At 56.6% G+C, this 21,108-nt stretch carries 21 protein-coding genes; 16 read left to right on the plus strand and 5 right to left on the minus strand.

Annotated features, from left to right (window positions below; all coding sequences use genetic code 11):
- Window positions 1-56 precede the first annotated feature (56 nt).
- Complete coding sequence (locus tag DF283_RS12025; RefSeq protein ID WP_303675124.1) at window positions 57-881, minus strand: S1C family serine protease; 825 nt, start codon at window positions 879-881, stop codon at window positions 57-59.
- Between the two features lie 340 nt (window positions 882-1,221).
- Between DF283_RS12025 and lipA the strand changes: the two genes are divergently transcribed.
- From lipA to lipB, 6 genes are read left to right on the plus strand one after another with little or no spacing between them, the layout of a single operon-like run.
- Window positions 1,222-2,193, plus strand: a complete 972-nt coding sequence (lipA, locus tag DF283_RS12030) for a lipoyl synthase (RefSeq protein WP_303675200.1) — start codon at window positions 1,222-1,224, stop codon at window positions 2,191-2,193.
- On the plus strand, window positions 2,183-3,319 hold the full coding sequence (locus DF283_RS12035) for a thiamine pyrophosphate-dependent dehydrogenase E1 component subunit alpha (RefSeq protein ID WP_303675125.1): 1,137 nt from the start codon (window positions 2,183-2,185) through the stop codon (window positions 3,317-3,319). The genes lipA and DF283_RS12035 overlap by 11 nt, the downstream gene beginning before the upstream one ends.
- 31 nt (window positions 3,320-3,350) lie before the next feature.
- Window positions 3,351-4,331, plus strand: coding sequence for an alpha-ketoacid dehydrogenase subunit beta (locus DF283_RS12040; RefSeq protein WP_303675126.1), 981 nt, complete (start codon window positions 3,351-3,353; stop codon window positions 4,329-4,331).
- Between the two features lie 56 nt (window positions 4,332-4,387).
- Window positions 4,388-5,644, plus strand: coding sequence for a dihydrolipoamide acetyltransferase family protein (locus DF283_RS12045; RefSeq protein WP_303675127.1), 1,257 nt, complete (start codon window positions 4,388-4,390; stop codon window positions 5,642-5,644).
- 41 nt (window positions 5,645-5,685) lie between these two features.
- Entirely contained in the window at window positions 5,686-7,140 is a 1,455-nt protein-coding gene (lpdA, locus tag DF283_RS12050; RefSeq protein ID WP_303675128.1) for a dihydrolipoyl dehydrogenase, read from the plus strand.
- Window positions 7,141-7,153: 13 nt separating this feature from the next.
- Window positions 7,154-7,789 carry a lipoyl(octanoyl) transferase LipB gene (gene lipB / locus DF283_RS12055; protein ID WP_303675129.1) on the plus strand — a complete coding sequence of 212 codons (636 nt, stop codon included), beginning with the start codon at window positions 7,154-7,156 and terminating at the stop codon, window positions 7,787-7,789.
- On the opposite strand, the gene DF283_RS12060 is transcribed toward lipB, so the two are convergent.
- A complete protein-coding gene (locus tag DF283_RS12060) occupies window positions 7,786-7,953 on the minus strand; it encodes a hypothetical protein (protein ID WP_303675130.1) in 168 nt (55 codons plus the stop codon). The genes lipB and DF283_RS12060 overlap by 4 nt on opposite strands.
- A 206-nt stretch (window positions 7,954-8,159) precedes the next feature.
- Between DF283_RS12060 and gatC the strand changes: the two genes are divergently transcribed.
- From gatC to DF283_RS12100, 8 genes are all read left to right on the plus strand, one after another.
- Window positions 8,160-8,456: an Asp-tRNA(Asn)/Glu-tRNA(Gln) amidotransferase subunit GatC gene (gene gatC, locus DF283_RS12065; protein ID WP_303675131.1), complete on the plus strand. Its 297-nt coding sequence runs from the start codon at window positions 8,160-8,162 to the stop codon at window positions 8,454-8,456.
- A gap of 63 nt (window positions 8,457-8,519) precedes the next feature.
- Complete coding sequence (locus DF283_RS12070; RefSeq protein ID WP_303675132.1) at window positions 8,520-10,172, plus strand: CTP synthase; 1,653 nt, start codon at window positions 8,520-8,522, stop codon at window positions 10,170-10,172.
- A gap of 254 nt (window positions 10,173-10,426) precedes the next feature.
- Window positions 10,427-11,293, plus strand: a complete 867-nt coding sequence (locus tag DF283_RS12075; RefSeq protein WP_303675133.1) for a hypothetical protein — start codon at window positions 10,427-10,429, stop codon at window positions 11,291-11,293.
- Window positions 11,294-11,462: 169 nt separating this feature from the next.
- Window positions 11,463-12,059, plus strand: a complete 597-nt coding sequence (locus tag DF283_RS12080) for a tetratricopeptide repeat protein (RefSeq protein WP_303675134.1) — start codon at window positions 11,463-11,465, stop codon at window positions 12,057-12,059.
- Between the two features lie 56 nt (window positions 12,060-12,115).
- Window positions 12,116-14,038, plus strand: a complete 1,923-nt coding sequence (locus DF283_RS12085; RefSeq protein WP_303675135.1) for a glycosyltransferase family 2 protein — start codon at window positions 12,116-12,118, stop codon at window positions 14,036-14,038.
- Window positions 14,002-14,763, plus strand: a complete 762-nt coding sequence (locus DF283_RS12090; RefSeq protein ID WP_303675136.1) for a CPBP family intramembrane glutamic endopeptidase — start codon at window positions 14,002-14,004, stop codon at window positions 14,761-14,763. The genes DF283_RS12085 and DF283_RS12090 overlap by 37 nt, the downstream gene beginning before the upstream one ends.
- A 158-nt stretch (window positions 14,764-14,921) precedes the next feature.
- Complete coding sequence (locus tag DF283_RS12095) at window positions 14,922-15,956, plus strand: HD-GYP domain-containing protein (protein WP_303675137.1); 1,035 nt, start codon at window positions 14,922-14,924, stop codon at window positions 15,954-15,956.
- 180 nt (window positions 15,957-16,136) lie between these two features.
- Window positions 16,137-16,619: a YkgJ family cysteine cluster protein gene (locus DF283_RS12100; RefSeq protein WP_303675138.1), complete on the plus strand. Its 483-nt coding sequence runs from the start codon at window positions 16,137-16,139 to the stop codon at window positions 16,617-16,619.
- 116 nt (window positions 16,620-16,735) lie between these two features.
- On the opposite strand, the gene DF283_RS12105 is transcribed toward DF283_RS12100, so the two are convergent.
- From DF283_RS12105 to DF283_RS12115, 3 genes are all read right to left on the minus strand, one after another.
- Window positions 16,736-16,981 (minus strand): sulfurtransferase TusA family protein, encoded by a 246-nt coding sequence (locus DF283_RS12105; protein ID WP_303675139.1) that lies wholly within the window; start codon window positions 16,979-16,981, stop codon window positions 16,736-16,738.
- Window positions 16,982-17,113: 132 nt separating this feature from the next.
- Window positions 17,114-18,463, minus strand: coding sequence for an esterase/lipase family protein (locus DF283_RS12110; protein WP_303675140.1), 1,350 nt, complete (start codon window positions 18,461-18,463; stop codon window positions 17,114-17,116).
- 216 nt (window positions 18,464-18,679) lie between these two features.
- Window positions 18,680-19,714 carry a cupin-like domain-containing protein gene (locus DF283_RS12115; protein WP_303675141.1) on the minus strand — a complete coding sequence of 345 codons (1,035 nt, stop codon included), beginning with the start codon at window positions 19,712-19,714 and terminating at the stop codon, window positions 18,680-18,682.
- A gap of 366 nt (window positions 19,715-20,080) precedes the next feature.
- Here DF283_RS12115 and DF283_RS12120 point away from each other — a divergent pair, with 366 nt between their 5' ends.
- Both DF283_RS12120 and DF283_RS12125 read left to right on the plus strand, forming a co-directional pair.
- Window positions 20,081-20,518 carry a Fur family transcriptional regulator gene (locus DF283_RS12120; RefSeq protein WP_303675142.1) on the plus strand — a complete coding sequence of 146 codons (438 nt, stop codon included), beginning with the start codon at window positions 20,081-20,083 and terminating at the stop codon, window positions 20,516-20,518.
- A gap of 114 nt (window positions 20,519-20,632) precedes the next feature.
- The gene (locus tag DF283_RS12125) at window positions 20,633-21,106 is read left to right on the plus strand and encodes a rubrerythrin family protein (protein ID WP_303675143.1); all 474 of its coding nucleotides are present in this window, start codon (window positions 20,633-20,635) and stop codon (window positions 21,104-21,106) included.
- The last annotated feature ends 2 nt before the right edge of the window (window positions 21,107-21,108 follow it).

Here is a 21,108-nt window from a genome sequence, read left to right on the forward strand (position 1 = left end):
TGAGACCCTTGACACGGGACACGGCGGTCCAAACCCCGAAAAAGGAGCGCTGGCGCTTAATACTGTGTCCCCACTTTTTGCAGCAGCTCGGAAATATTGAAAATAGACACATTGGCCATGCCATCAGCACCCTGATAGCGGTAACGAATCACAGGCTGCTTGCTAATGGCGGCCACGGTGGCCGGAAGCGGCTGCTGACTGGCCAGGGCCAACAGAAAACTCTTCACGGTGTTGGCAGGCACGGCAAAGCCGATGCCAATGTTGGATCGATTGCCATCCGGGTTGAAAATTGACTGGTTAATGCCGATGATATAACCTTGGGTGTCCAGCAAAGGGCCGCCGGAGTTCCCCGGATTGATGGCCGCATCGGTCTGAATGCGATTCCGCTCCCCGTCAATACGACTGATAATGCCGGTGGTCAGGGTGCGTTCAAAACCATAGGGGTTGCCAATGGCCAGCACTTTCTGACCCACTTTGACTTTGGAGGAATCGCCCAGCTTCAGGAAAGGTAAATTGCCACCCAGATTGACCCGCAGCAGGGCCAAATCGGATTTTTCACCGGCCCGGCCCAACACGCTGGCTGGCCCCCGGCGCCCATCGGCCAGAGAGATCTGCACGGTGGTGGCGTTGCCAATGACATGGCTGGAGGTCAGAATAATGCCGGTTTCATCAATGAGGACACCGGCCCCGCTGGAAGGACGGCCATCCACCAGGGCATTAATAGTCACCACGGCCTGGGCGGCCCGTTCATAGACCCCGATGTTTTCCTGCTCTTCGGTATCGAACTGGGGGGCGTAGGCCAACGCCGCTGCGGGGGTGCCTATCACACACAGGGCACAAAAGCCGGTTAGCAGGGCTACAATAAATCGATGAGCAGACATAGGGTAAAAACACTCCGTGGTATTGAGGGTAGGCGGCGATTTCAGAGAAATCGAAGCCGTTAAACCCGGAATTGGCCTATAAACCTCTTGAATTGAGGGCCAGCCTGTGAACTGGTTAGTTAAAAGCCGAACATAAAATAGAATTGCTAAATATTTTCAAACAACTCTATTGGAAACACAAACGGGGCTGTGATAGGTTTGGGAATGAGCAGGGGTTTGCTTATAATGAGGGAAGTAAAAAAGGACTGCGGCCATGCGCTGTCCCATGAGCGATCCGCCAAACAGAACTCAAACAGGCCGCCCGCAAGCAAGCGTGTCACCAAGTAAGAGGGTTTAAACCATTTCTGCCGGAAACACACCCCGAACCGCATCCACAGTCAGCCGCAAACCGGACTGGCTCAAGGTGCGCCCCCCCACCGGCGAGCGCTACTTTGAACTGAAGGGCATCTCCAAATCCCTCGGTCTGGCCACGGTGTGCGAAGAGGCCCGCTGCCCCAACATCGGGGAATGCTGGGCAGGGGGTACGGCCACCTTTATGGTCATGGGAGAAGTGTGTACCCGAGGCTGCCGCTTTTGCGCCGTTAAAACCGGCAACCCCAACGGCTGGCTGGATCATGAGGAGCCGCACAAACTGGCCAACGTCATTCAAAAAGCCAGTTGGGAATACGTGGTGCTGACCTCCGTGGATCGGGATGATCTGCCTGATGGGGGCGCGGCGCACTTTGCCCGCTGCGTCACGGAAATCAAGAAAGCCAACCCCAACATTATTGTGGAAGTGCTGATTCCCGACTTTCAGGGCGAAGAGGCCCCCTTGCGGGTGCTGCTAGATAGCCAACCGGATGTGATTGCCCAAAACGTGGAAACCGTGGAGCGCCTGACCCACCCCGTGCGGGATCGACGGGCCGGATACCAGCAAACCCTGACCTTGCTGCAACGGATTAAAAACTGGCAGCCGGATCGCTTTACCAAATCCTCCATTATGCTGGGCTTGGGGGAAACCGAGGCGGAGGTGCGCCAGTGCATGGCCGACCTACGGGCCCATGGCGTGGATATTTTAACGCTGGGCCAGTACTTGCAGCCCACAGCCAAACATTTGCCGGTTGTTGACTTTATTCCCCCTCAGAAATTCAAGGAATGGCAGCAGGTTGCCGAAGAAGAATTTGGCTTCCTGTATTGCGCGTCTGGACCGCTGGTACGCAGTTCCTACCGGGCCGGAGAATTTTTTATCAAAGGCGTCATCGAGGCTCGCAAAGCGACCGTAAAACCGACGTCCCTATCATCATTCACAAAGGAGACAGGCCATGAGCAGTAAATCCGCTGATATTCCCAATTCGGCACCCCTGCTTCGGGCGATGACAGACAGCACCAAGGCCGGCCAGTTACCGGACGGCCTGACTGCCCAGGACTTAAAACAGATGTATGAAGGCATGGTCCTGATTCGGGCTTATGATGAACGCCAGAAAAAACTGCAACGCAGCGGGCGAATTGGCTTTTGCGTCACCTCCACTGGCGAGGAAGCCACCCAGGTGGGGATTGGCCATGCTTTACAAGATCAGGACTGGATTTTTGGATACTACCGCCAATACGGCATGATGCTCTACAAGGGCGCACCGATCACGGAACTGGCCGATCACCTCTTCGGCAACCGGGACGACTACGCCAAGGGCCGCCAAATGCCTGCCCACTATACCAACCGCCGTCTCAACTTTGTCAGCTCTTCCAGCGTGATTGGCACCCACCTCATTCACGCCGCCGGGGCCGCCATGGCTGCCAAATACAAGAAAGACAACGCCGTCATCACCACGTTTATTGGCGATGGGGGCACATCGGCCAACGACTTCCACTCCTGCATGACCTTTGCCGGGGTTTACAAGCCCCCACTGGTCATTTATATCGTCAACAACCAGTACGCCATTTCCCAACCCGTCTCCAAGCAGTGCGGGGCGGAAACCTTACATTTAAAAGGCGTGGGCTACGGGGTTCCGGCGGTTCGGGTGGATGGCAACGATGTCATCGCCGTCTATAACGCCTCTCGGGAAGCGTTTGCCAAAGCCCGGGCTGGAGAAGGCCCCACCTTGATTGAGCTATTCACCTACCGGGTGGGACCGCACTCCTCCTCCGATGATCCCACCCGCTACCGGGGCAATGAAAGCGACCAGTGGCTGAGCGAGGATAAAGATCCCATTGCCCGCACCCGCAACTATTTAAAGTCTCTGGGGCTGTGGGATGAGGCTTACGAGGCCAAAATCTGGAAAGACGCTCAGAATCAGGTCAACGAAGGCACCAGCGGTTCCGAAAAGAAACCGGAACCCGATTGGAATTCCCTGTTTGAAGATGTCTACGCCGAACTGCCTCCCGCTTTGGCCCGTCAACGGGATGAACTCATTGAGCAGGAGAGCGAATTCCCCCGCCAGCAAGAAGGCGAGTTTCCGTTATAGGCTTTTGAGAGGCTCACAGGAGAGATTGAATATGGCTCAAATGACTTTACTACAGGCAATCAACGATGCCCTCAAAACCGAAATGCGCCGGGACAACCGGGTGGTAGTTTTTGGGGAGGACGTGGGCGTCAACGAGGGCGTCTTTCGGGCCACCGAAGGACTGACCAAGGAATTCGGCGAGGAACGGGCCTTCAGCACCCCACTGACCGAAACCGGCATTGTAGGCGCCGCCATTGGCATGGCCGTCTACGGGCTAAAACCGGTACCCGAAATCCAGTTTGCCGACTACATTTACCCGGCCTTCGATCAGGTGGTCTCCGAGCTGGCCAAGTTCCGCTACCGTTCCGGCGGGGAATACAGCTGCCCGGTAGTCATTCGCACCCCCTATGGGGGTGGCATCCGGGGCGGCTTGTATCATTCCCAAAGCCCGGAAGCCTACTTTACCCACACCCCCGGCTTAAAAGTAGTCATCCCCTCCACCCCGGAAGACGCCAAGGGCCTGCTGGCCTCGGCCATTCGGGGCGAAGATCCCGTGATTTTTCTGGAGCCCAAGAAGATTTACCGTTCCGTGAAAGGGGAAGTGCCGGAAGGCGAGTTTACCGTGCCCATTGGCCCGGCCCGTGTGGTGCAGGAGGGCAGCGATCTGTCCATCTTCTGCTACGGGGCCATGGTGGAACCCTGCCGTCTGGCTGCGGAAAAGGCCCTGGAAAAAGAGGGCATTCGCTGCGAAATTATTGACCTTCGAACCTTATACCCGGTGGACGAAGAAGCCATTCTGGCCTCGGTGCGCAAGACCGGCCGCGCGCTGATTGTTTATGAGGCCCCCAAAACCAGCGGCTACGGTGCCGAGATTGCGGCCCTGATTGCCGAGCGGGCCGTGGAGTATCTGGAAGCGCCCATCAAGCGCATTGGCGGCTTTGACACCCCCTTCCCCTACACGCTGGAAAAGATTTACGTACCCGATGCCATCCGTATTTTCCTGGGCATCAAGGACGTCATGGCGTTTGAATAAGCTCAGGCGGCGCCAACCCCTGACCTTTTTGCAGTTTTGAGGAGACTTTAGAGACTATGGCTTACGAATTCAAGCTACCCGACATTGGGGAAGGCGTGCATGAAGGTGAAATCGTGCAATGGCTGGTGCAGCAGGGCGATTTCGTCAAGGAAGATCAGGCCATTGTGGAAGTAATGACCGATAAGGTCACCGCCGAAATCCCGGCCCCGGTCAGTGGGGTCATTCAGGAACTGCGGGGCAAGGCCGGAGAGGTCATCACCGTGGGCAGCGTGATTGCCGTATTCGGGGAGGCTGGTGCAAGCACGGCCAGCACTGAAAAAGCCGCCGAAGCCAGTGCCAATGATAGCAAGACCAACGGCAATGGCCGCACCGCCACGGCCACGATGACCGCTCCTTCAACAAGCCAAGGGAATGTCGGTAAAGTATTAGCGGCCCCAGCCACCCGCAAGCTGGCCCGCACGCTGGGCGTGGATTTAAGCCAAGTGACGGGCAGCGGACCCCGTGGGCGGGTCATCCCCGAGGATATTCGCAAGTTTCAACCCGGCAGTGCGGCCCCAGCCAGCCGACCCGCGACCAGCGCAGCCAGCGTCATCCTCTCTCAAGGCCAGCGCCGGGTGCCCATGAGCGGCCTGCGCCGCAAGATTGCCGAGCATCTGGTCAAATCCAAGCACACCGCCCCCCACTTCGCTTACGTGGAAGAGGTGGATATGAGCCGCCTGGTGGCCATGCGGGAAGAGTTGATGCCCCTGGCCGAAGCCGAAGGCGTCAAGCTGAGTTACCTGCCCTTTGTGATGAAGGCGGTCATCGCCGGACTGCGCAAGTACCCTATCCTGAACAGCCAGCTGGATGAGCAGACCCAAGAGCTGGTCTACAAGCACGACATTAATCTGGGTGTAGCCGTGGCCACCGAGCAGGGGTTGATTGTACCGGTCATCAAGCAAGCCGATCACAAAAGCCTGTTTACCCTGGCCACCGAAATCAAAACCCTGGCCGAGAAGGCCCGCAACGGCAAACTGACCCTGGATGAGCTGAAGGGCGGCACGTTTACCCTGACCAGCATTGGTTCCATTGGCGGTTTGTTTGGCGTGCCGATCATTAACTACCCGGAAGTAGCCATACTGGGCGTGAACAAGATTGAAAAACGCCCCGTGGTGCGCACCATCAACGGGCAGGATCAAATCGTCATTCGGGACATGATGCACCTGTCCATTTCCTGCGATCACCGGGTGGTGGACGGGGCCGAGGCCGCCTTGTTCGTCAAGGAAGTCATTCAGTATCTGGAGAACCCCACCCGGCTGATTGCCGCCCTGTAAGCCCTGTTTTAAGCATTTCCAGCAAAAAGGACATTGTCACTATGGCCGCAGACTCCTCTTCCCAGCAAAAAATCGAAAAAAAAATCGTGGTGATTGGGGCGGGGCCGGGCGGTTACGTGGCGGCCATCCGGCTGGCCCAACTGAGGCATACAGTTACCGTGGTGGAAAAAGAGGCCCTGGGCGGGGTTTGCCTGAACTGGGGCTGCATCCCCTCCAAGGCCATGATTTACGCAGGCACGCTGTTCGAGCGCATTCAGAAGGCCAGTGAACTGGGCATTCTGGTGGATGGGCTGCGATTGGACATGCCCAAGCTGCAACACTGGAAAAACGGCGTGGTGCAAAAGCTGACTGGCGGCATCGGGCAACTCTTCAAGGCCCACGGCATTCAAACCGTGTATGGCACGGCCACATTCAGCGATTCCAAGACCCTGTCCGTGCAGGGCAACGACGGACAAACCCACACCCTCAAGGCAGACGCCTTCCTGATTGCCACTGGCTCTTCCCCCGTGGCTGTGCCGGGCTTCGCGCTGAACGGGCATAACATCATTGATTCCCGAGATGCCCTGAACTGGACGGAAGTGCCCAAAACGCTAGCCGTGCTGGGCGGTGGGGTGATTGGTCTGGAAATGGGCACCTTGTACGCCAAACTGGGCGCCAAAGTCAGCATTCTGGAACTCAGCGACAGTATTTTACCCGGCGTGGATTCGGAAATCACCCAACTGCTGAAGCGCTCCCTGAAAAAGCGGGGCATTCAGCTGCACACCGGAACCAAAGCCAGCATCAGTCAAGCCAGCGAGACTGAAATCAGCCTGCAACTGGAAACACCCAAGGGCACCGACTCCCTTACTGTCGAAAAACTACTGGTGTGCGTGGGCCGAAAGCCAAACAGTCAGGGTTTGGGATTGGAGAAAGCCGGTATCAAAACGGACGCCAAGGGCTTCATCCCGGTGGATGCCCAACTACGCACCAACGTGCCTCATATTTTCGCCATTGGCGATGTGACCGCCCCGCCCCTGCTGGCTCACAAGGCCTCCAAAGAAGGCTTGGTGGCGGCAGCCGTGATTGACGGCAGCAAGGAAGTGCTGGATTACCGGGCCATGCCCTCGGCCATCTTCTGTGACCCGGAAATCGCCACGGTGGGCTTGAGTGAAGAGCAGGCCAAGGCCCAGGGCTACACGGTGAAAGTGGGCAAGTTCCCCTTTGCCGCCTCCGGGCGGGCCTTGAGCATGAACGAGCCGGACGGCATGGTGAAGATGATTACTGATGCAGCCACCGACCAGATTTTAGGGGTGCATATGATTGGCCCGGAAGTGTCCGAGCTGATTGCAGAGGCTACCCTGGCCATTGAAATGGGGGCCACCGCCGAGGATTTATCCCTGACCGTGCATACTCACCCCACCTTGCCGGAAACCATGATGGAAGCGGCAGAGGCCGTGCATGGGCTGGCCATTCACATTTTCCAAAAGGAAAAGCCCGCCACCGCCGCCGTAAAGTAATTGGTTACTCATCATGCCCGACTCGGCCATTGAGGATTTCCATCTGACGGACTACCAAACCGTGTGGGATTTGCAAAAGTCACTGGTGCAGCAACGCTTGGCCGGAGACATCCCCGATACAGTGCTGATGGGCGAACACCCGCCCATCCTCACACTAGGGCGAGGCACCCACAAGACCAACCTGCTCCATCCCAGCATCCCGACCGTGGCCATTGAACGGGGCGGGGATGTCACCTATCACGGGCCGGGCCAGCTCATTGCCTATCCCATCCTGCTACTGCCTGTTGGAAAGCGGGACTTACACCGATATTTACGAGACTTGGAAGCGGCCATCATCCTGACTTTGGGGGAATTTGGCATTGAAGGTCTGCGCAATCCGGGGTGGACTGGGGTGTGGGCTCAAGCTCCACAGTCTGGGGAGTTGCTCAAGCTGGCCTCCATTGGGGTGGCCGTCAAACAATGGGTGACTTATCACGGGCTGGCCTTGAACGTGTGTACGGATCTGGCGGCGTTTTCGCAGATCAACCCCTGCGGGCTGCAAAGTGAGGTCATGACCAGCATGCAGGCCCTTCTCAAGCAGCCCATTAGCGTAAACACTGTAAAACCCGTTTTGGCCCGACACCTGGAAGCCGTTCTAAAAGCCCCTTAATGGGCCTTCACCACCACCGTCCCGACGATCAAGTCGGACAGGGGTTGCCTGCCAGCAGTCGATAAAGCTGGCAAATCCACTTGCCCCTTGTCCCCCGCCCATCCGAAGAGCCATTCAACGCATAATAGGGCCAACATATAAACAAGGGCCGCAATTTTCAGCATGTCCGGTTTTTAAAAATCTAGTCATCAACCGAACGGTTGGCCTGCCCCGTTGCCCTCACCTGACCCGATCCCCGCTCCCCAAAAACCGGCTTGCAAATGGCCGCTTTGGAAAAATCGTCTGTTCCCGCTAGAATAGAATGGTTTTTTGGGTAGCGATTTCTGTGCGCCCAGCCTCCCGCCTCAATCAGAATCAAAGGACATTCACCATGACCATTTCCCAGGAAACCGTGCAGCACGTTGCCAAACTGGCCCGCTTGGAACTGACCCCGGAAGAAAGCGAGCGCTACACCCAGGATCTGGGTAAAATTCTCACCCTGGTGGAAGAGCTGAATCAGGTGGATTTGTCCCAGATTGAACTGGGCATGGACGCCTCCACGCCCACGGTCTTCCGGGCAGATCAGGCCGTGCGGGAGTTCAGCCGGGAAGAACTCATGGCCAACGCCCCCCACGAAGAAGACGGATTCTTCCGGGTTCCCAAAATTCTGGGCGATTCCGCCGGTTAGTCGCACACTTTTCCGATTCCCCTCATCAGCCAAGCCAGTTAAACAAACGAGGTCCTCGTCATTATGGGTTCTACCAAGTACATTTTCGTCACCGGTGGTGTGGTCAGCTCTCTGGGTAAAGGCATCGTGGCCGCCTCCCTGGGCCGTTTGCTGCGTGCCCGTGGGGCCAAGGTCTCCATCCAGAAGTTTGATCCTTACATCAACGTGGACCCCGGCACCATGAGCCCCTTCCAGCACGGGGAAGTGTTTGTGACCGATGACGGCGCGGAAACTGACTTGGATTTGGGCCACTACGAGCGCTTTATTGACACCAACCTGACCCGCCTGAACAACGTCACCGCCGGGCGCATTTATCAGGATGTCATCGCCAAGGAGCGCCGGGGCGACTATTTGGGTGCCACCGTGCAGACCATTCCGCACATTACCGATGAAATCAAAAACCGTATCATGGAAGCCACCCACCAACTGTCCCCGGACTTCCTGATTATCGAGGTGGGCGGCACCGTGGGCGACATTGAGGGCCTGCCCTTTCTGGAGGCCATCCGCCAGTTCCGCTACGACGTGGGCTTTAAAAACACCTGCTTCATCCACGTCACCCTGGTGCCGTACCTGAAAGCATCCGGTGAAGTAAAAACCAAGCCCTCCCAGCACAGCGTGAACACCTTGCGCAGCATCGGCATCCAGCCGGATATTCTGGTGTGCCGCACCGAGCGCCCACTGGGCAAGGGCGAACGCCTGAAGCTGGCCCAGTTCACCAACGTGGCCCCGGAAGCGGTCATTGAGTCCATTGACATGCCCATTCTGTACGAAGTGCCTTTGGTACTGGAAAAAGAGGGCCTGGCCACTCAGGTCCTGGAACGTTTGAATTTGACCCTGCCGGAACCCAACCTGACCTCCTGGGAGGCCATGGTGCAGCAGGTCAAGCAGCCTGTCACGAACCTGAAAATAGCGTTGGCTGGCAAGTACACCGGCCTCAGCGACGCTTATCTCTCGGTCATTGAAGCCCTGAAGCATGCCGGTTATAGCGAAGGCGCTTCTGTGGAAATCCGCTGGATTAACACGGAAGACTGCGTGGATGATGAGACTTCGGCGGCTCTGTTGTCCGGGGTGGATGCCATTGTGGTGCCCGGCGGTTTTGGCAACCGGGGTATCGAAGGCAAAATCAACGCCGTGAAATACGCCCGCACCCACAACATCCCCTTTCTGGGACTGTGTCTGGGTATGCAGGTCTCCGTCATTGAATACGCCCGCAACGTGGCCCAACTGACCCGAGCCAGCAGCGCCGAATTTGAGCCCAAGGGCGATCAGCCAGTGGTGGCCCTGATGGAAGATCAGAAAAATCTGGCGGACAAGGGCGGCACCATGCGCTTGGGGCAGTACCCCTGCCATCTGCTGAAAAACACCAAGGCGGCCGAAGCCTACGGCACCGATGTGGTCATGGAGCGTCACCGCCACCGCTACGAAATTAACAATGAATACATCGACATTCTGACCCAGGCGGGCCTGATTTTCTCCGGCACCTCCCCCGATCGCAGCCTGATGGAAATCATCGAGCTGCCCAACCACCCCTGGTTTGTGGCTTGCCAGTTCCACCCGGAATTCAAGTCCCGGCCGGACAACCCGCACCCCCTGTTCAAGGGTCTGGTCAAAGCCACCGTGGCCCTGAAGCAAAAAACACAGGCCACTGGCAGCGCAAGCCCGGCCGTTTCCCCATAGCAACTACGCGCCAGCGGCATCTTTTCCGCTGTTGAAGATTTTCTCCTGCTGAGGCTGTTTTCATAACGACTTGGCAGGGGATTTTTCAGGCTTGTGTAAACATTTAATAAAATAACCGATCGCCACCCTTGGGTTTTGATCCAGTCCGTCGATACCTAGATGAGTTGTTATAAACGGGCGGCCTCCAGGCCCCTTGAAATCGGAAATCTGGGTGGTATCCGGGTCTTCTAGCCCCTGAATCAAGAGGGTGTTGCATGCGTTCACGGCTAAAACTACACTGTAAAGCGCTGTTTACCGCCGCAGGATTTTCGGGCATGGTGCTGGCTTTGACTTTCTTTTTCTACGATGGCCCCCTGCACCCGCCGGAGTTCATTCCCTCGGCCCAGGCCACCGATGAAAAGCCACTGGCAAGCGAACAGAGCAAACAAGCCACCTCCCCCACTTCGGAAAGCAGTCTGGAAAGCCTGTTAAAACCCACCCAGTGGGCCAATCAATCTTTGGATGGCAACACCATACGCCTTCGAGTGCTGCAATCCCCCTTAACCCTGGCCGAAACCAGCCAGCAATCCGGGCTGGAGGCTTTTGAGTATGCAGCAGCCCTGTATGGGCAAATGGCCCGACAAATACCCAGCCAGACATTATCCGACCAGTTGACGGCCTTACAACTGAAAGCTCAGGCCATGGCCCAGAGCATACGACAAGCCGGAACGCTGCGCTTTGAAGGTCGTCCTACCGAGGACATGGCCCATTTGCAGGTCCGTGCCCTGTTGGCCAACCATCTGGGGCAACTCCACGCCGGTAGTCAGGTGACCGCCCGATACAACCAGCACGGGCAATTACTGGAAGAGACAAAAACCAGCGCTCAGCCCGGAAAAGCCCTACTGAGTTATGAGGGCAGCCTACGAGACCTTTTGCGAAACCCGGATGCCGCCCGCTATCCTGAGACCCTGCGCTTCATCCAGCAAGAGAGCGCTATTCTGGCCCAGTTGGCCCGGCACCTCACCTTGCGCTGGGACAGCGTGCATTATTGTCCGCAGGAATGCCAGCCCATTTCCACGGAAATGCGGATTTATATGCAACAAACCCTGCCCGCCGACACCCTGGCCTCCGCCACGTTATAAAATGGGACGGGGGCAACATGGGACAGGGCAAAATGGGAAAGGGTAAAATAGAGAGAGGATCTCGTAAAGATGCGGTTTCTCCGGGGTACGGGCTCAGAACGTTTAAGTTCCAGTCCGGGTTGCCGATACCATAGGGGACCTCAGCCACAACCCCGCAGACTGAACCCCCATGTTGCCGTCATTCCCCAACCAGCATCATTTTCAGCGCCACCCTGCCCAGCAACGACTGTCGGTAGTCGCCGGGCTGCTACTGGCCTGCCTGTTGCTGCCGCCCACCAAGGGAATGGCTTACGATTTAAAGGACAACGCCATTGCCCACGCCCGCAACGGGCAACTGCTGATGGAGCGCCAGCAGTATGACGAGGCCATCGAGGAATTCAAGGCGGCCATTCGCCTGAACCCCTATGCCAGTATGGCCGCCTCCCTCTATAACAACCTGGGAATGGCCTATCGCCTGACCCAGAACTACCCCAACGCCTACGCCTCCTTTCAGCGAGCCATCCGGCTCCAGCCGCCCTTTGCCCTTTACTACCGCAACCTGATTGACACCTATCGCAGGGCCGGACAATTACCGGCGGTCAAAAGCCAACTAATCACGCGCACCCGGGACAACCCGGACAATGCCGAGGCCTGGTTTCTGCTGGGGCTGGCCTACCAGCAAGAAGGAACCCCCGAGCAAGCCCAGCCTTGTTTTGAGCGCTTTTTGAAACTGCAACCTGAAGCGGAACTAGCCCGGGCGGCGCAGGCCGCTTTAAAAGCACGGTGATTTTCGGGTAGAATACATTGAGTGAGACCATTGAACCGGAAGCGAACCGCACCCTTATGAATTCAATCACAGTACTGGCCTCCTCCCTGGTTTTTTTAACGGAATTTTTGACGGTTTATTTCCTCATTCGCCAACTCATCGTTATTCTGGCCGCCGAGCAAGGGCGCAAACACGACCTGATGAAGCGCCTTTACAAGCCGGGTCAGGATTTTCACCTGTCGGTGCTGGTGCCCTTCCTGAATCCCAACGATCACCCGGCCCTGTTGCAATTGCTCAACGCCATTCATCAGCAGGAATATCCGGCCAGCAAGGTGGCCGTGCATCTGGTTACCTCGCAGGACACCGCGCAAGAACTCATTCCCCAGTCCTTAAGGCCCAACGTCAAAGTCTGGCGGCATCCGGATGCCCAGCCCGGTTACGAAAACGCCTTGGGCTGGCTGATTGAACGCTGTCTGGCAGCCGGTGGCAACGGCATGTTCGTCTTTCTCAAGCCCACCGATATTGTCAAAAGCGACTTTTTCCAGAATGTGGCCGCCCGTGGCGTGGACAGCTTCGCCATACAGGGTTACGTCGCCCTGAAAAATCCCCCGGAAACCCTATTGGCCCAAGTATCTGGCCTGACCAACCGGGTGTTCAACCGCATCGGCAACGCCGGACGGTATCATTTGGGCATGAGCTGCCGGTTGCTGGATAGCGGCTGGGCCATCAAGCAGGAAGTGCTGGAGATGATTCCCTACCGCCGGGGAACGGACACCGACAATCTGGAATATACCATTCGCCTGAATTTGCAGAACTTTAAAGTCACCTGGGCTCCCAACGTGGTGGTTTACACCGACTCTCAGGTGGACGCCCAGGAGTACTTCACCCGCTGCGCCGGGGCCTGGTTCAACCGGCTTTCCCTGATTACCACCTACGGCCCGGCCCTGCTGACCCGCACCTTGCTGCGCTTTGACCTGAACCATGTGGAAAACCTGCTGGCCGCAGTCAGCCCACCCTACTTTATGCCCTTCCTGATGGTGTTGACCCTGGGCCTGCTGGATCAGTTCACCCTGATTCCTATCCCCGGAGAGCCCCTGTTCTGGGGTGTTATCGCGGCCCTGACCCTGGTTCTGAACGTCATGGGACTGGTGGTGGCCCGCAGCAAGGCCGCCGATTACGCCACCATGATCATTTTCACCCCGCTGGCTTACGCGCTGGGAGCCTTGTTCTCCCCCCTGTCCTGCTACAACCTGCTCAAACGGCAGTTCTCCGATATGCCGACGGCGGGCAGCAGCTACCGCAAAGTTCGCCACACCCGCTTTAACGAGGATCTGGACCATCTGCCGGACTTGTACGATGAAAGTCACGGACAAGCCCTGATTGAAGGGCTACTGAAGAAACAGGGCCCGGAAAGCGCCCTGAAATACGACAGCGTAGACTTGCCCCTGTCCCCCAAGGCTTCCAAACCCCTGTCACTGGTTAAGTCCCGAGCCACCGAACCTCGCCCGGAACCCGAGACCGAGGGGACGCCCGAGTTACCCCCTCCTCGCCAGAATCGGGAAACCGTAAAATCGGTGCCCCTCTCCAACGGTCGCAACCAGATTCAATGCCGATTGAAAACCCTGACCACCTTCAACGATGAAGGACAGGAGCAGTATCGCCTGACGTTGGAGTACAAAAACAGCGCCTTTTCCACGGAATCCTACCGCATTCTGGATCAGGCCTTCTACGAGCTGCATGCCAAACTGATTGGCCGAGGGCTGACCATTGTGACCTGCGGCAGTTGCGGCAACTTTTTTAACCCCACCGCCGATGTGCCCGGCGCCTTGAAAAATACCGCCGGGGTGTGCCTGTTTGACAAGACCGGAAAAGAAGTGAACCTCAATACCGACGCCGTTACGGTCGTAAGCCAGGCGTGTGATTACCACTGTCCGCTGGACCAACGGGAAAGCATCGTGCGCCAATGGAAAGAGAGTCTGACCGCCAGCCGGTCCAACTAAAACTAGGCCCCATCGACTGGACGGCCAAAGGCCAGCCCCTGCGTCTGGTGTTTTTATCGCTGGCCATGCTGGCCCCCTGGTTTTGGGTGTGGCTGGGATTGCATATTCTGAAGGATTACCGGCTGACCATCCTGATGTACGAAGTTCTGGGTTGCGGTTTGCCCATTTTATTAATACGCAACAAGCCCTTACCGCCCCTTTGGCCGTTTCGTTTCAAACGCCGCTGGATTTTCAGTGGCGCTATCGGGGTGAACCTGATTATTCTGGGTGTTTTCTGGCAGACCAACAGCTTTAACATGGACTGGGAGTGGTTCTATCAGCGTATGCAAACCACCCACCTGTTCATCAACACCGAATTCTGGCTGCTGGCCCTGTGCATTGTACTGCTCAATCCTTTTTTTGAAGAGATGTTCTGGCGGGGCATCATCTATCAGGAGCTAAAAGACTACACCACCCCACTCAAGGCCAACCTGATTTCCTCCTTCTTTTTTGGAGCCTGGCACTGGGTGGTCTTACAGGCTTACTGCACCCCGTTTTGGGCCCTCTGGCTGACGGTGGCCGTCATGCTGGGCGGTATTTTGTTTGCCTACACCTACGAGAAGAGCGGAACACTGGCCTCTGCCGTGATGCTACATGCCACCGGGGCCGATTTACCCATGGTGTATGTGGTGTATAGCTGTGTTACCCAGGCTGGACAGTGGATGCACCAAAATCCGTTTATGTGAGCGCCACCAAAAATTAAATTTTATAAAGCCAACCCTCAACTTTTCCGTGGGCCTGCCGAAATCATTCATAGTCAAAAAAAATCACCGGTTGGCATCCGTTTTCCACACAGTGTTTAAGGTCAAGCATCCAGGCCAATAAACGGATAGAGGGTTTCTAATTGTTCGTAAAAGTTCCATTGAATGAACTGGCTGGCGTAAACACGCTGGAATTTAACCTGTACACTATGACCGGTGAGCGGTTATATCCCGCTGGAACCATCCTGACGGATGACTTGCGGGGACATCTCAAACACGTCGGCGTCTACCGGGACAGTCAGGATCTCCCAAGGGCCACAGCCCCTGAATGGCCCGACCTTCCGGGTTTGGATCATTTCAACCACGAGGGACATATCTTTCAATTCGCGACGGGCTTAACCCCGGCGGAAGCTCAGGACGCCCAACAGGAAAACACGAGTGAGCCTTTGTTGAGTGAGGACATGACCCAGGCCTTTCTGGGGTCCATTGGGTACTTCTGGCAGCGCCTGCAAAAGGGGGCCACCCCCGATATCGCCCTGTGCGAAGTGGCCCGGGACAAGCTGATAGCCGAGGTCACCTCCCAGGTGGATCAGATTCAGTACCTCAGTCAGGTGCGGGTGCGGGACGAGTACACCTACTCCCACATTCTGGATGTGACGGCCCTGAGCATCGCCCTGGCCATCCGGGCCGGATTCGGCAAGGCGGAAGTCAGGGAGATTGCCCTGGCCGCCATTTTGCATGATTTGGGCAAGCTGATGATCCCCCGGAATATTATGTTTAAAACCGGACGCCTCAGCGAAAAAGAGTTTGAAGTCATGCAACTGCACCCCGGTCTGGGCTACAAGGTCATTAAAGAAGTGCTGCGCTTGCCGGAGCCTATTGCCCTGCCCGCCCTGCAACATCAGGAAATGTACGGCGGGGGCGGGTATCCGCTGGGGCTAAAGGGTGATGAGATTCATCCCTACTCGCATCTGGTGAAAATCGCCGATGTGTATGACGCCCTGACCTCCAAGCGCCCCTATAAGGAATCCATTCCCAGCAGCAAGGCCATTAAAATCATGTTGTCGGAAGGCGATAAAAGTTTCCACCCCGAACTGCTGGCCCAGTTCGTGCAACTGAGCAACTTCAAGGATTTCAGTCAGGACAGCCTGCCCCGACAGTGGGAAATGGCCTCCTAGAGAGGCCCGGAATGGAATCTTTCCACCACCTCCTGAATGCGGAGGACGCCGGGCCGCCTGCGGCAAGGTATACTGACTCTGCACCCGTGCAGCGTAGTTGGCCACCGGATCACAGCCGGATCGCTGCCGGATAAAACCCAGTTAACCAAATCGGCCAGTCAAACGGAGATTGAGGGCAGCATGACACCACCCAGCTGGGAGAGCATTCTCGGCGTAGCCAAACCCGCTGGCTGTAACCTGAAAGCGGCCTGCTGCTCGGTGGCCGTGCCCAGCGTGCCGGTGTGGGAACTCTTCAGCAAGGCAGCCCAGGGCGATGAAACCAGCCGGGACTTTCTCAGCGTGTTTGTTCCCCATGCCAGCCATCAGGCGGCCCGGGACTTTTACCCGGAAGATCCCTCCCATATTGACCGGGTGCTGGCCATGGTGACACAGCAAAAAACCAAGACCACCTTGCAGGCCCAACAAGTGGTCTTCTACCATTGCCGAAACCTTGGCCCGGACCGGCGATGCCAGATTTACGAGGATCGTCCCGGTTTTTGCCGGGATTACCCGGCCAGCCCCATGGCCCTGCTGGTCAAGGGCTGCGGCTACCAAAGCTGGGTAGCGGCCTGTAAAACCAGACTGGCCGAGCTGGGCTACGAGATTGTGGGGGAAGCGCCCTGATCCCTGCCTCGGGCAGTGATGGCAAGCAGGCAAGTGATGACATTCAGGCCAGTCATGGCAAGCAGGTCTCCGCCATCATCCCACGCCCAAAGCCACCCCGCTCCCGGATGAAGGTGTTACTGGACTTTCTGAATCCACAGCTTCTGCAAGCCGTCCGCCAAAGCGTCCTCTCGCAAGATGGTGTGCCCTTCCTGACGAATGCTGTTGGGAATATTCAGCGAGGATTGACTATCCGCCAGAATCCACACCTCCAGCACCTCTCCCGGAGAGAGCTTTTCCAGCGCCAGTCGCGTTTTTACAAAGTTCAGCGGGCACTTGGTGGTTCTTAAATCCAGGGTTTGCACCGGGGTGGGCACCGTCATCTACAGGGTTCTCCGTTCAGTGTGAAAGGCCGACGCTCTCCATCTTAGTATCATCGTATCATCCCGTTCGAAACACCACCGCGTTAGCCAAAAGCCCGCCTTAGCCAGAACACGGAAAAGCGACCGGCAGCGCTACTCTTGCAGCTTCAGTTCCCGCATGCGCCGAAACAGATCGTAGAGAATCCAGTGGTGAGGGGAGCGCTTGCCCTCTTCCGGATGCACCAGATCGGCGGTAATCAGGCGCTTTTTCTCAATGCTGTACTCCCCGATGTGTAAGTGATCCAGCCCGGGAAAAATCCGCACGTTGCGCACCGTGGCCATGTTGATCAGCCCCCAGATGTCCTCGTTGTAGGGCTTGGGGCTGGGTTTCAGGAACAGCATACTGCTGACGGGAATGGCCCCGTCGTTATAGCGGTAGAGCAGGGTATTCTTGCCCTGTGGATCTTCCGGGGTGTAAGCGGGCACATTGGCCAGTTGCAGGCCCATATAGGTCAGTACCCCGTGTACGGTAAAGCCATAAAAGGGCAGTACGGCATCCACCGCCGTACGGGGCAGGGTCAAGGACTTTTTCAAGGCGCTTTTCGGGTTGATGAGATCCGGATCGGTGTAGGCGTTTTGCAGGTAACTGGCGTAAACAATGGTCTTTTTTCGGATGAGATCCGCGTTGGGATACTCTTCATAGGTCTTGGTCCTGACGGTCACCTGATCGCCCGCCAGCGTATGGCTTTCTTCCGCATCAAACTGCGGACGGGAGCTGTCAAAGTTATCCCAGTTCAGCCCTCGCGTCAGGTTGCTTTTACTGAACATATACCCCCGGTACAGGGTGCGATCCCAGAAGCGGCGCAGGGGAGAGCGGGTAGGCGGGTTCAGGTACTCGCTAAACCAGTCCGGATCGAACATAGGGGAACCATGAAAGGGAACGGCAATGGCGATAATGGTGTCAATCTTGCTCAATAGCGCCGGGTCTTTGGCCACTTCCCGGGCGATCACCCCGCCCAGGCTGTAGGTCACCAGCATAAAGGGCTGCGACGGGGGCAAGTCCCCAAAGCGGGTTTTCAGTTGCTTTACCAGCCCTTCGGCCTGTACATCCAGCTCTTCCTTGGAGTTGTACAGAAACACGTACAGCTTGAAGTAACGGTTAAAGGCCAAATCCTTACGAGCCACCTGACGAATGGCCCGCCACCAGGAGTTGTGCTGAAACTCTTCCGCCCGACCGGGCACCAGCAGGACCGGAATGCGATTCCCCAGGGGAGACCGCTCAAACTGATAGATCTGGTTCAAACTTTTGTAGGAACGCTGGCGGGGCAGTAAAAAGCCCTTGGAAAAATCATCCTCCCAGCCAGCGGCCTGACTCAAAGCCCCCCGGTGCGGGGCCTGATTATGCACGTTGGTGGCGCCAGCCGTCAAAACGGCTGCCCCCAGCTGCGTGAGCAAAAGAAAATTCACCAAAAGCGCTTTTAGAAGGCTGTTTTTCAAGTTCATGGACCGCCTTGAGAAGAAAAGGTGATTAAAAACACCAGACCAAGCTATCTACCAATCTCATAGTAGCAGGAAATCCCGGTCGCGCCTAAATCTTTAATCGCCTCAATCTTTAAATAAAGGCTGGCACCCCTGGGCAACCGCTGGAGAGACAATGGGCAGGCCCCGTCCAGCCACCGGGCTAGCAGGCCTGACGAACCGATGGGGCCTTGCAAAACCCTAGTCAAAGTAGTCGTAGGTCGAGTAGATGGCCCCAAAGTTGTTGAAGGGGATGAAGTTGGTGTAGGTCATGGTGATAGAAATATCCACCCCGGCCACATAATGCCAGTAGCCCACTGGCAAAAACAGGATTTCCCCGGGGGCCAGCATCACATCAATGGTGCGAATACCGGCAAACAGCGGGAAGCGTTCATAATCCGGGTTGCCCAAATCCACTTCCGAATAGCAATGCAGGTGGTTGTAAACCTCCGGCAGGCGGCTAGGCGGAATCATGCGCACCAGCTTGTGCCCTTTGACCTGGGCCATGAAGTTGTTGGTCAAATCGTGGTGCAAGGGGGTGATAATGCCCTTGGGGCCATACCAGAAAAAGCCCGGGTTGGCCGGATCGTCTTTCAGGTACTCCGTAATCACCGGCACATCGTTCCACAAACCTTTTAGTACCGTGGCGTTATGCCCGGAGTTGTTGGCGGTCATGTAGTAGTTGTTGGTTTCCAGCCCACTCTCCACCCAATCGATGTACTCCCCAAAGGGCATGCGTTTTTTGTACTGGTTGCTGTTAATCTCGTAGTTGGGGTCTTTGGAGCGTCCGCACTGGACTTCCACTTCCAGATGGCCATATTCGGCCTTCAGATACTCGGGCGTCCAGCGACTCATGGCGGGCCACTGATTCAGCATGCCGGTAATCACCACCGGGCGGTTGCGGTAGTAGTAGGCCTCGTAAAATTCATCCCGAGACAGTCGTTCCCGGCGCTCCACCCCGCCGTAATAGGGGGATTGCTCCGTCAGAATGGTCTGGCACTGCAGCACCCAATCCCGCTTTTTTAATTTCAGGGCCAGGGATTGCGCCCCCTGGAGATAGGGGTGATTCAGGGCCAGCGCAACTTCCGCCTGTGCCAGCGCCTGAGAAAAGCCATTTTGGGCGAGTACCTGCACCACTTCCTCCGGGGGAATGCCTTGCAGCAGGTTTTTAGCCACCCACTGTCGCCAATCATGGGGCAAGACAGGCTCAACAGCATCGGAGGGGGACAAACTCATTTCTGGGACCTCATTTCCGGAAAATTCAGGCGATACGAACCACAACAACCAGAACGCTGGTTCATTCTCAATTGAAGCAGAATCCCCCCGGCAGAACAATGCACGGTCTGGAGGACATGGGCAAACGACACGCCCCATAAAGTCAGGAATTGAGCCACCCGCCGCAATCCATGGCGTAAAAGGCCCTGACAGGCACTTGAGTGCTTCTAAAGCCCTGACGACAATCCCCAAGACTTCCCCCTCCAAACTTGACAAATTCCTAGATTAGACTTATTCTTAATAAGAATTAAGAACGATTTAGGTTTTATTATCAAATAAAACTAATTCATTCCAAAACCCCATTCAAGGCCTGAAAGCATCTGCACCATGATGACAACCGCCCAAATACGCCAACTCCTGAACAAGCGAGGCCTGAAGGTCACGCCGCAGCGGGCCGTCATTATGGAGTTTATGATGCGAACCAAGAGCCACCCCACCGCCGAAGCAATCTACGAGGCGGTCAAAGACGCCCTCCCAGGGCTCTCCAAAGGCACCCTGTACAACGTCCTGAACACCCTGGTGGACGCCAACCTCCTGAATACCGTGGTGATAGAGCCCGGCGCCCTCCGCTACGACGCCAATGTCAGCAATCACCACCACTTTATAGATGTGGATACCGGGCAAATTCACGACATCCCCTGGGACAGGGTGCAAATCCTGTTCAATGCCCCGGGAGAAGGGTTCTGTGTGGCTGACTATCAGGTCAACTTCTATGGGGTCATGGCCCAGAACAGTCCAAAACCGCCCAAACCGGAGCATCCCTGATTCCCCCCGGCAGCGCCCCCACCCTGATTCAGGCCCTTGTCACCCACTCCCCAGACAGGCATTGACCCGCTCACTCCTCCTGAAACCCACACCGTAAGAAGAAAGAGGTCCAGCATGAACCCAACGGAAACCCTCACCCAAACCACCCAGAACATTGAAGCCGCCTTTGCCGGTGAATCCATGGCCAACCGCAAGTACCTGTACTTCGCCAAACTGGCCCGGGAACTGGGCAACGCCGAAGTGGCCGCCCTGTTTGAGAACATCGCCAATCAGGAAACCGGGCACGCCTTTGCCCACCTGCAACTGCTGTATCCCAAGCAGGGCATGACCGTGGAAAAACTACTGGAACTGGCCCGGGACGGCGAATTGTATGAGGCCAACCACATGTACCCGGACTTTGAGCGCATCGCCTTACAAGAGGGAGATGCAACTGCCGTGGCTGAATTTCAGGAGCAGGCCGCCGAATCCCGGGAGCATGCCAGCATTTTCCAAAAGGCGGCCCAACGCTTTAAAGCCCTGCGCAAGGTGGAAGCCCTGCACGCCGCCGAGTACGACGAGATGCTGCAAAAAGTGCGCAGCGCCTCCTGAAG

Source organism: Vampirovibrio chlorellavorus (assembly GCF_003149375.1).
In the GTDB taxonomy this organism is placed as follows: Bacteria; Cyanobacteriota; Vampirovibrionia; order Vampirovibrionales; family Vampirovibrionaceae; genus Vampirovibrio; species Vampirovibrio chlorellavorus_B.

Bases quoted from the DNA above. Each gene is read 5' to 3' on its own strand.
- DF283_RS12070 (WP_303675132.1), top strand. From the start codon at position 8,520: ATGGGTTCTACCAAGTACATTTTCGTCACCGGTGGTGTGGTCAGCTCT.
- DF283_RS12090 (WP_303675136.1), top strand. From the start codon at position 14,002: ATGGAAAGAGAGTCTGACCGCCAGCCGGTCCAACTAAAACTAGGCCCC.
- DF283_RS12040 (WP_303675126.1), top strand. From the start codon at position 3,351: ATGGCTCAAATGACTTTACTACAGGCAATCAACGATGCCCTCAAAACC.
- DF283_RS12120 (WP_303675142.1), top strand. From the start codon at position 20,081: ATGATGACAACCGCCCAAATACGCCAACTCCTGAACAAGCGAGGCCTG.
- DF283_RS12060 (WP_303675130.1), bottom strand. From the start codon at position 7,953: ATGCTGAAAATTGCGGCCCTTGTTTATATGTTGGCCCTATTATGCGTT.
- lpdA (WP_303675128.1), top strand. From the start codon at position 5,686: ATGGCCGCAGACTCCTCTTCCCAGCAAAAAATCGAAAAAAAAATCGTG.
- DF283_RS12125 (WP_303675143.1), top strand. From the start codon at position 20,633: ATGAACCCAACGGAAACCCTCACCCAAACCACCCAGAACATTGAAGCC.
- DF283_RS12110 (WP_303675140.1), bottom strand. From the start codon at position 18,463: ATGAACTTGAAAAACAGCCTTCTAAAAGCGCTTTTGGTGAATTTTCTT.
- DF283_RS12085 (WP_303675135.1), top strand. From the start codon at position 12,116: ATGAATTCAATCACAGTACTGGCCTCCTCCCTGGTTTTTTTAACGGAA.
- DF283_RS12105 (WP_303675139.1), bottom strand. From the start codon at position 16,981: ATGACGGTGCCCACCCCGGTGCAAACCCTGGATTTAAGAACCACCAAG.
- DF283_RS12080 (WP_303675134.1), top strand. From the start codon at position 11,463: ATGTTGCCGTCATTCCCCAACCAGCATCATTTTCAGCGCCACCCTGCC.
- gatC (WP_303675131.1), top strand. From the start codon at position 8,160: ATGACCATTTCCCAGGAAACCGTGCAGCACGTTGCCAAACTGGCCCGC.
- DF283_RS12100 (WP_303675138.1), top strand. From the start codon at position 16,137: ATGACACCACCCAGCTGGGAGAGCATTCTCGGCGTAGCCAAACCCGCT.
- lipB (WP_303675129.1), top strand. From the start codon at position 7,154: ATGCCCGACTCGGCCATTGAGGATTTCCATCTGACGGACTACCAAACC.
- DF283_RS12045 (WP_303675127.1), top strand. From the start codon at position 4,388: ATGGCTTACGAATTCAAGCTACCCGACATTGGGGAAGGCGTGCATGAA.
- DF283_RS12075 (WP_303675133.1), top strand. From the start codon at position 10,427: ATGCGTTCACGGCTAAAACTACACTGTAAAGCGCTGTTTACCGCCGCA.
- DF283_RS12035 (WP_303675125.1), top strand. From the start codon at position 2,183: ATGAGCAGTAAATCCGCTGATATTCCCAATTCGGCACCCCTGCTTCGG.
- DF283_RS12115 (WP_303675141.1), bottom strand. From the start codon at position 19,714: ATGAGTTTGTCCCCCTCCGATGCTGTTGAGCCTGTCTTGCCCCATGAT.
- DF283_RS12025 (WP_303675124.1), bottom strand. From the start codon at position 881: ATGTCTGCTCATCGATTTATTGTAGCCCTGCTAACCGGCTTTTGTGCC.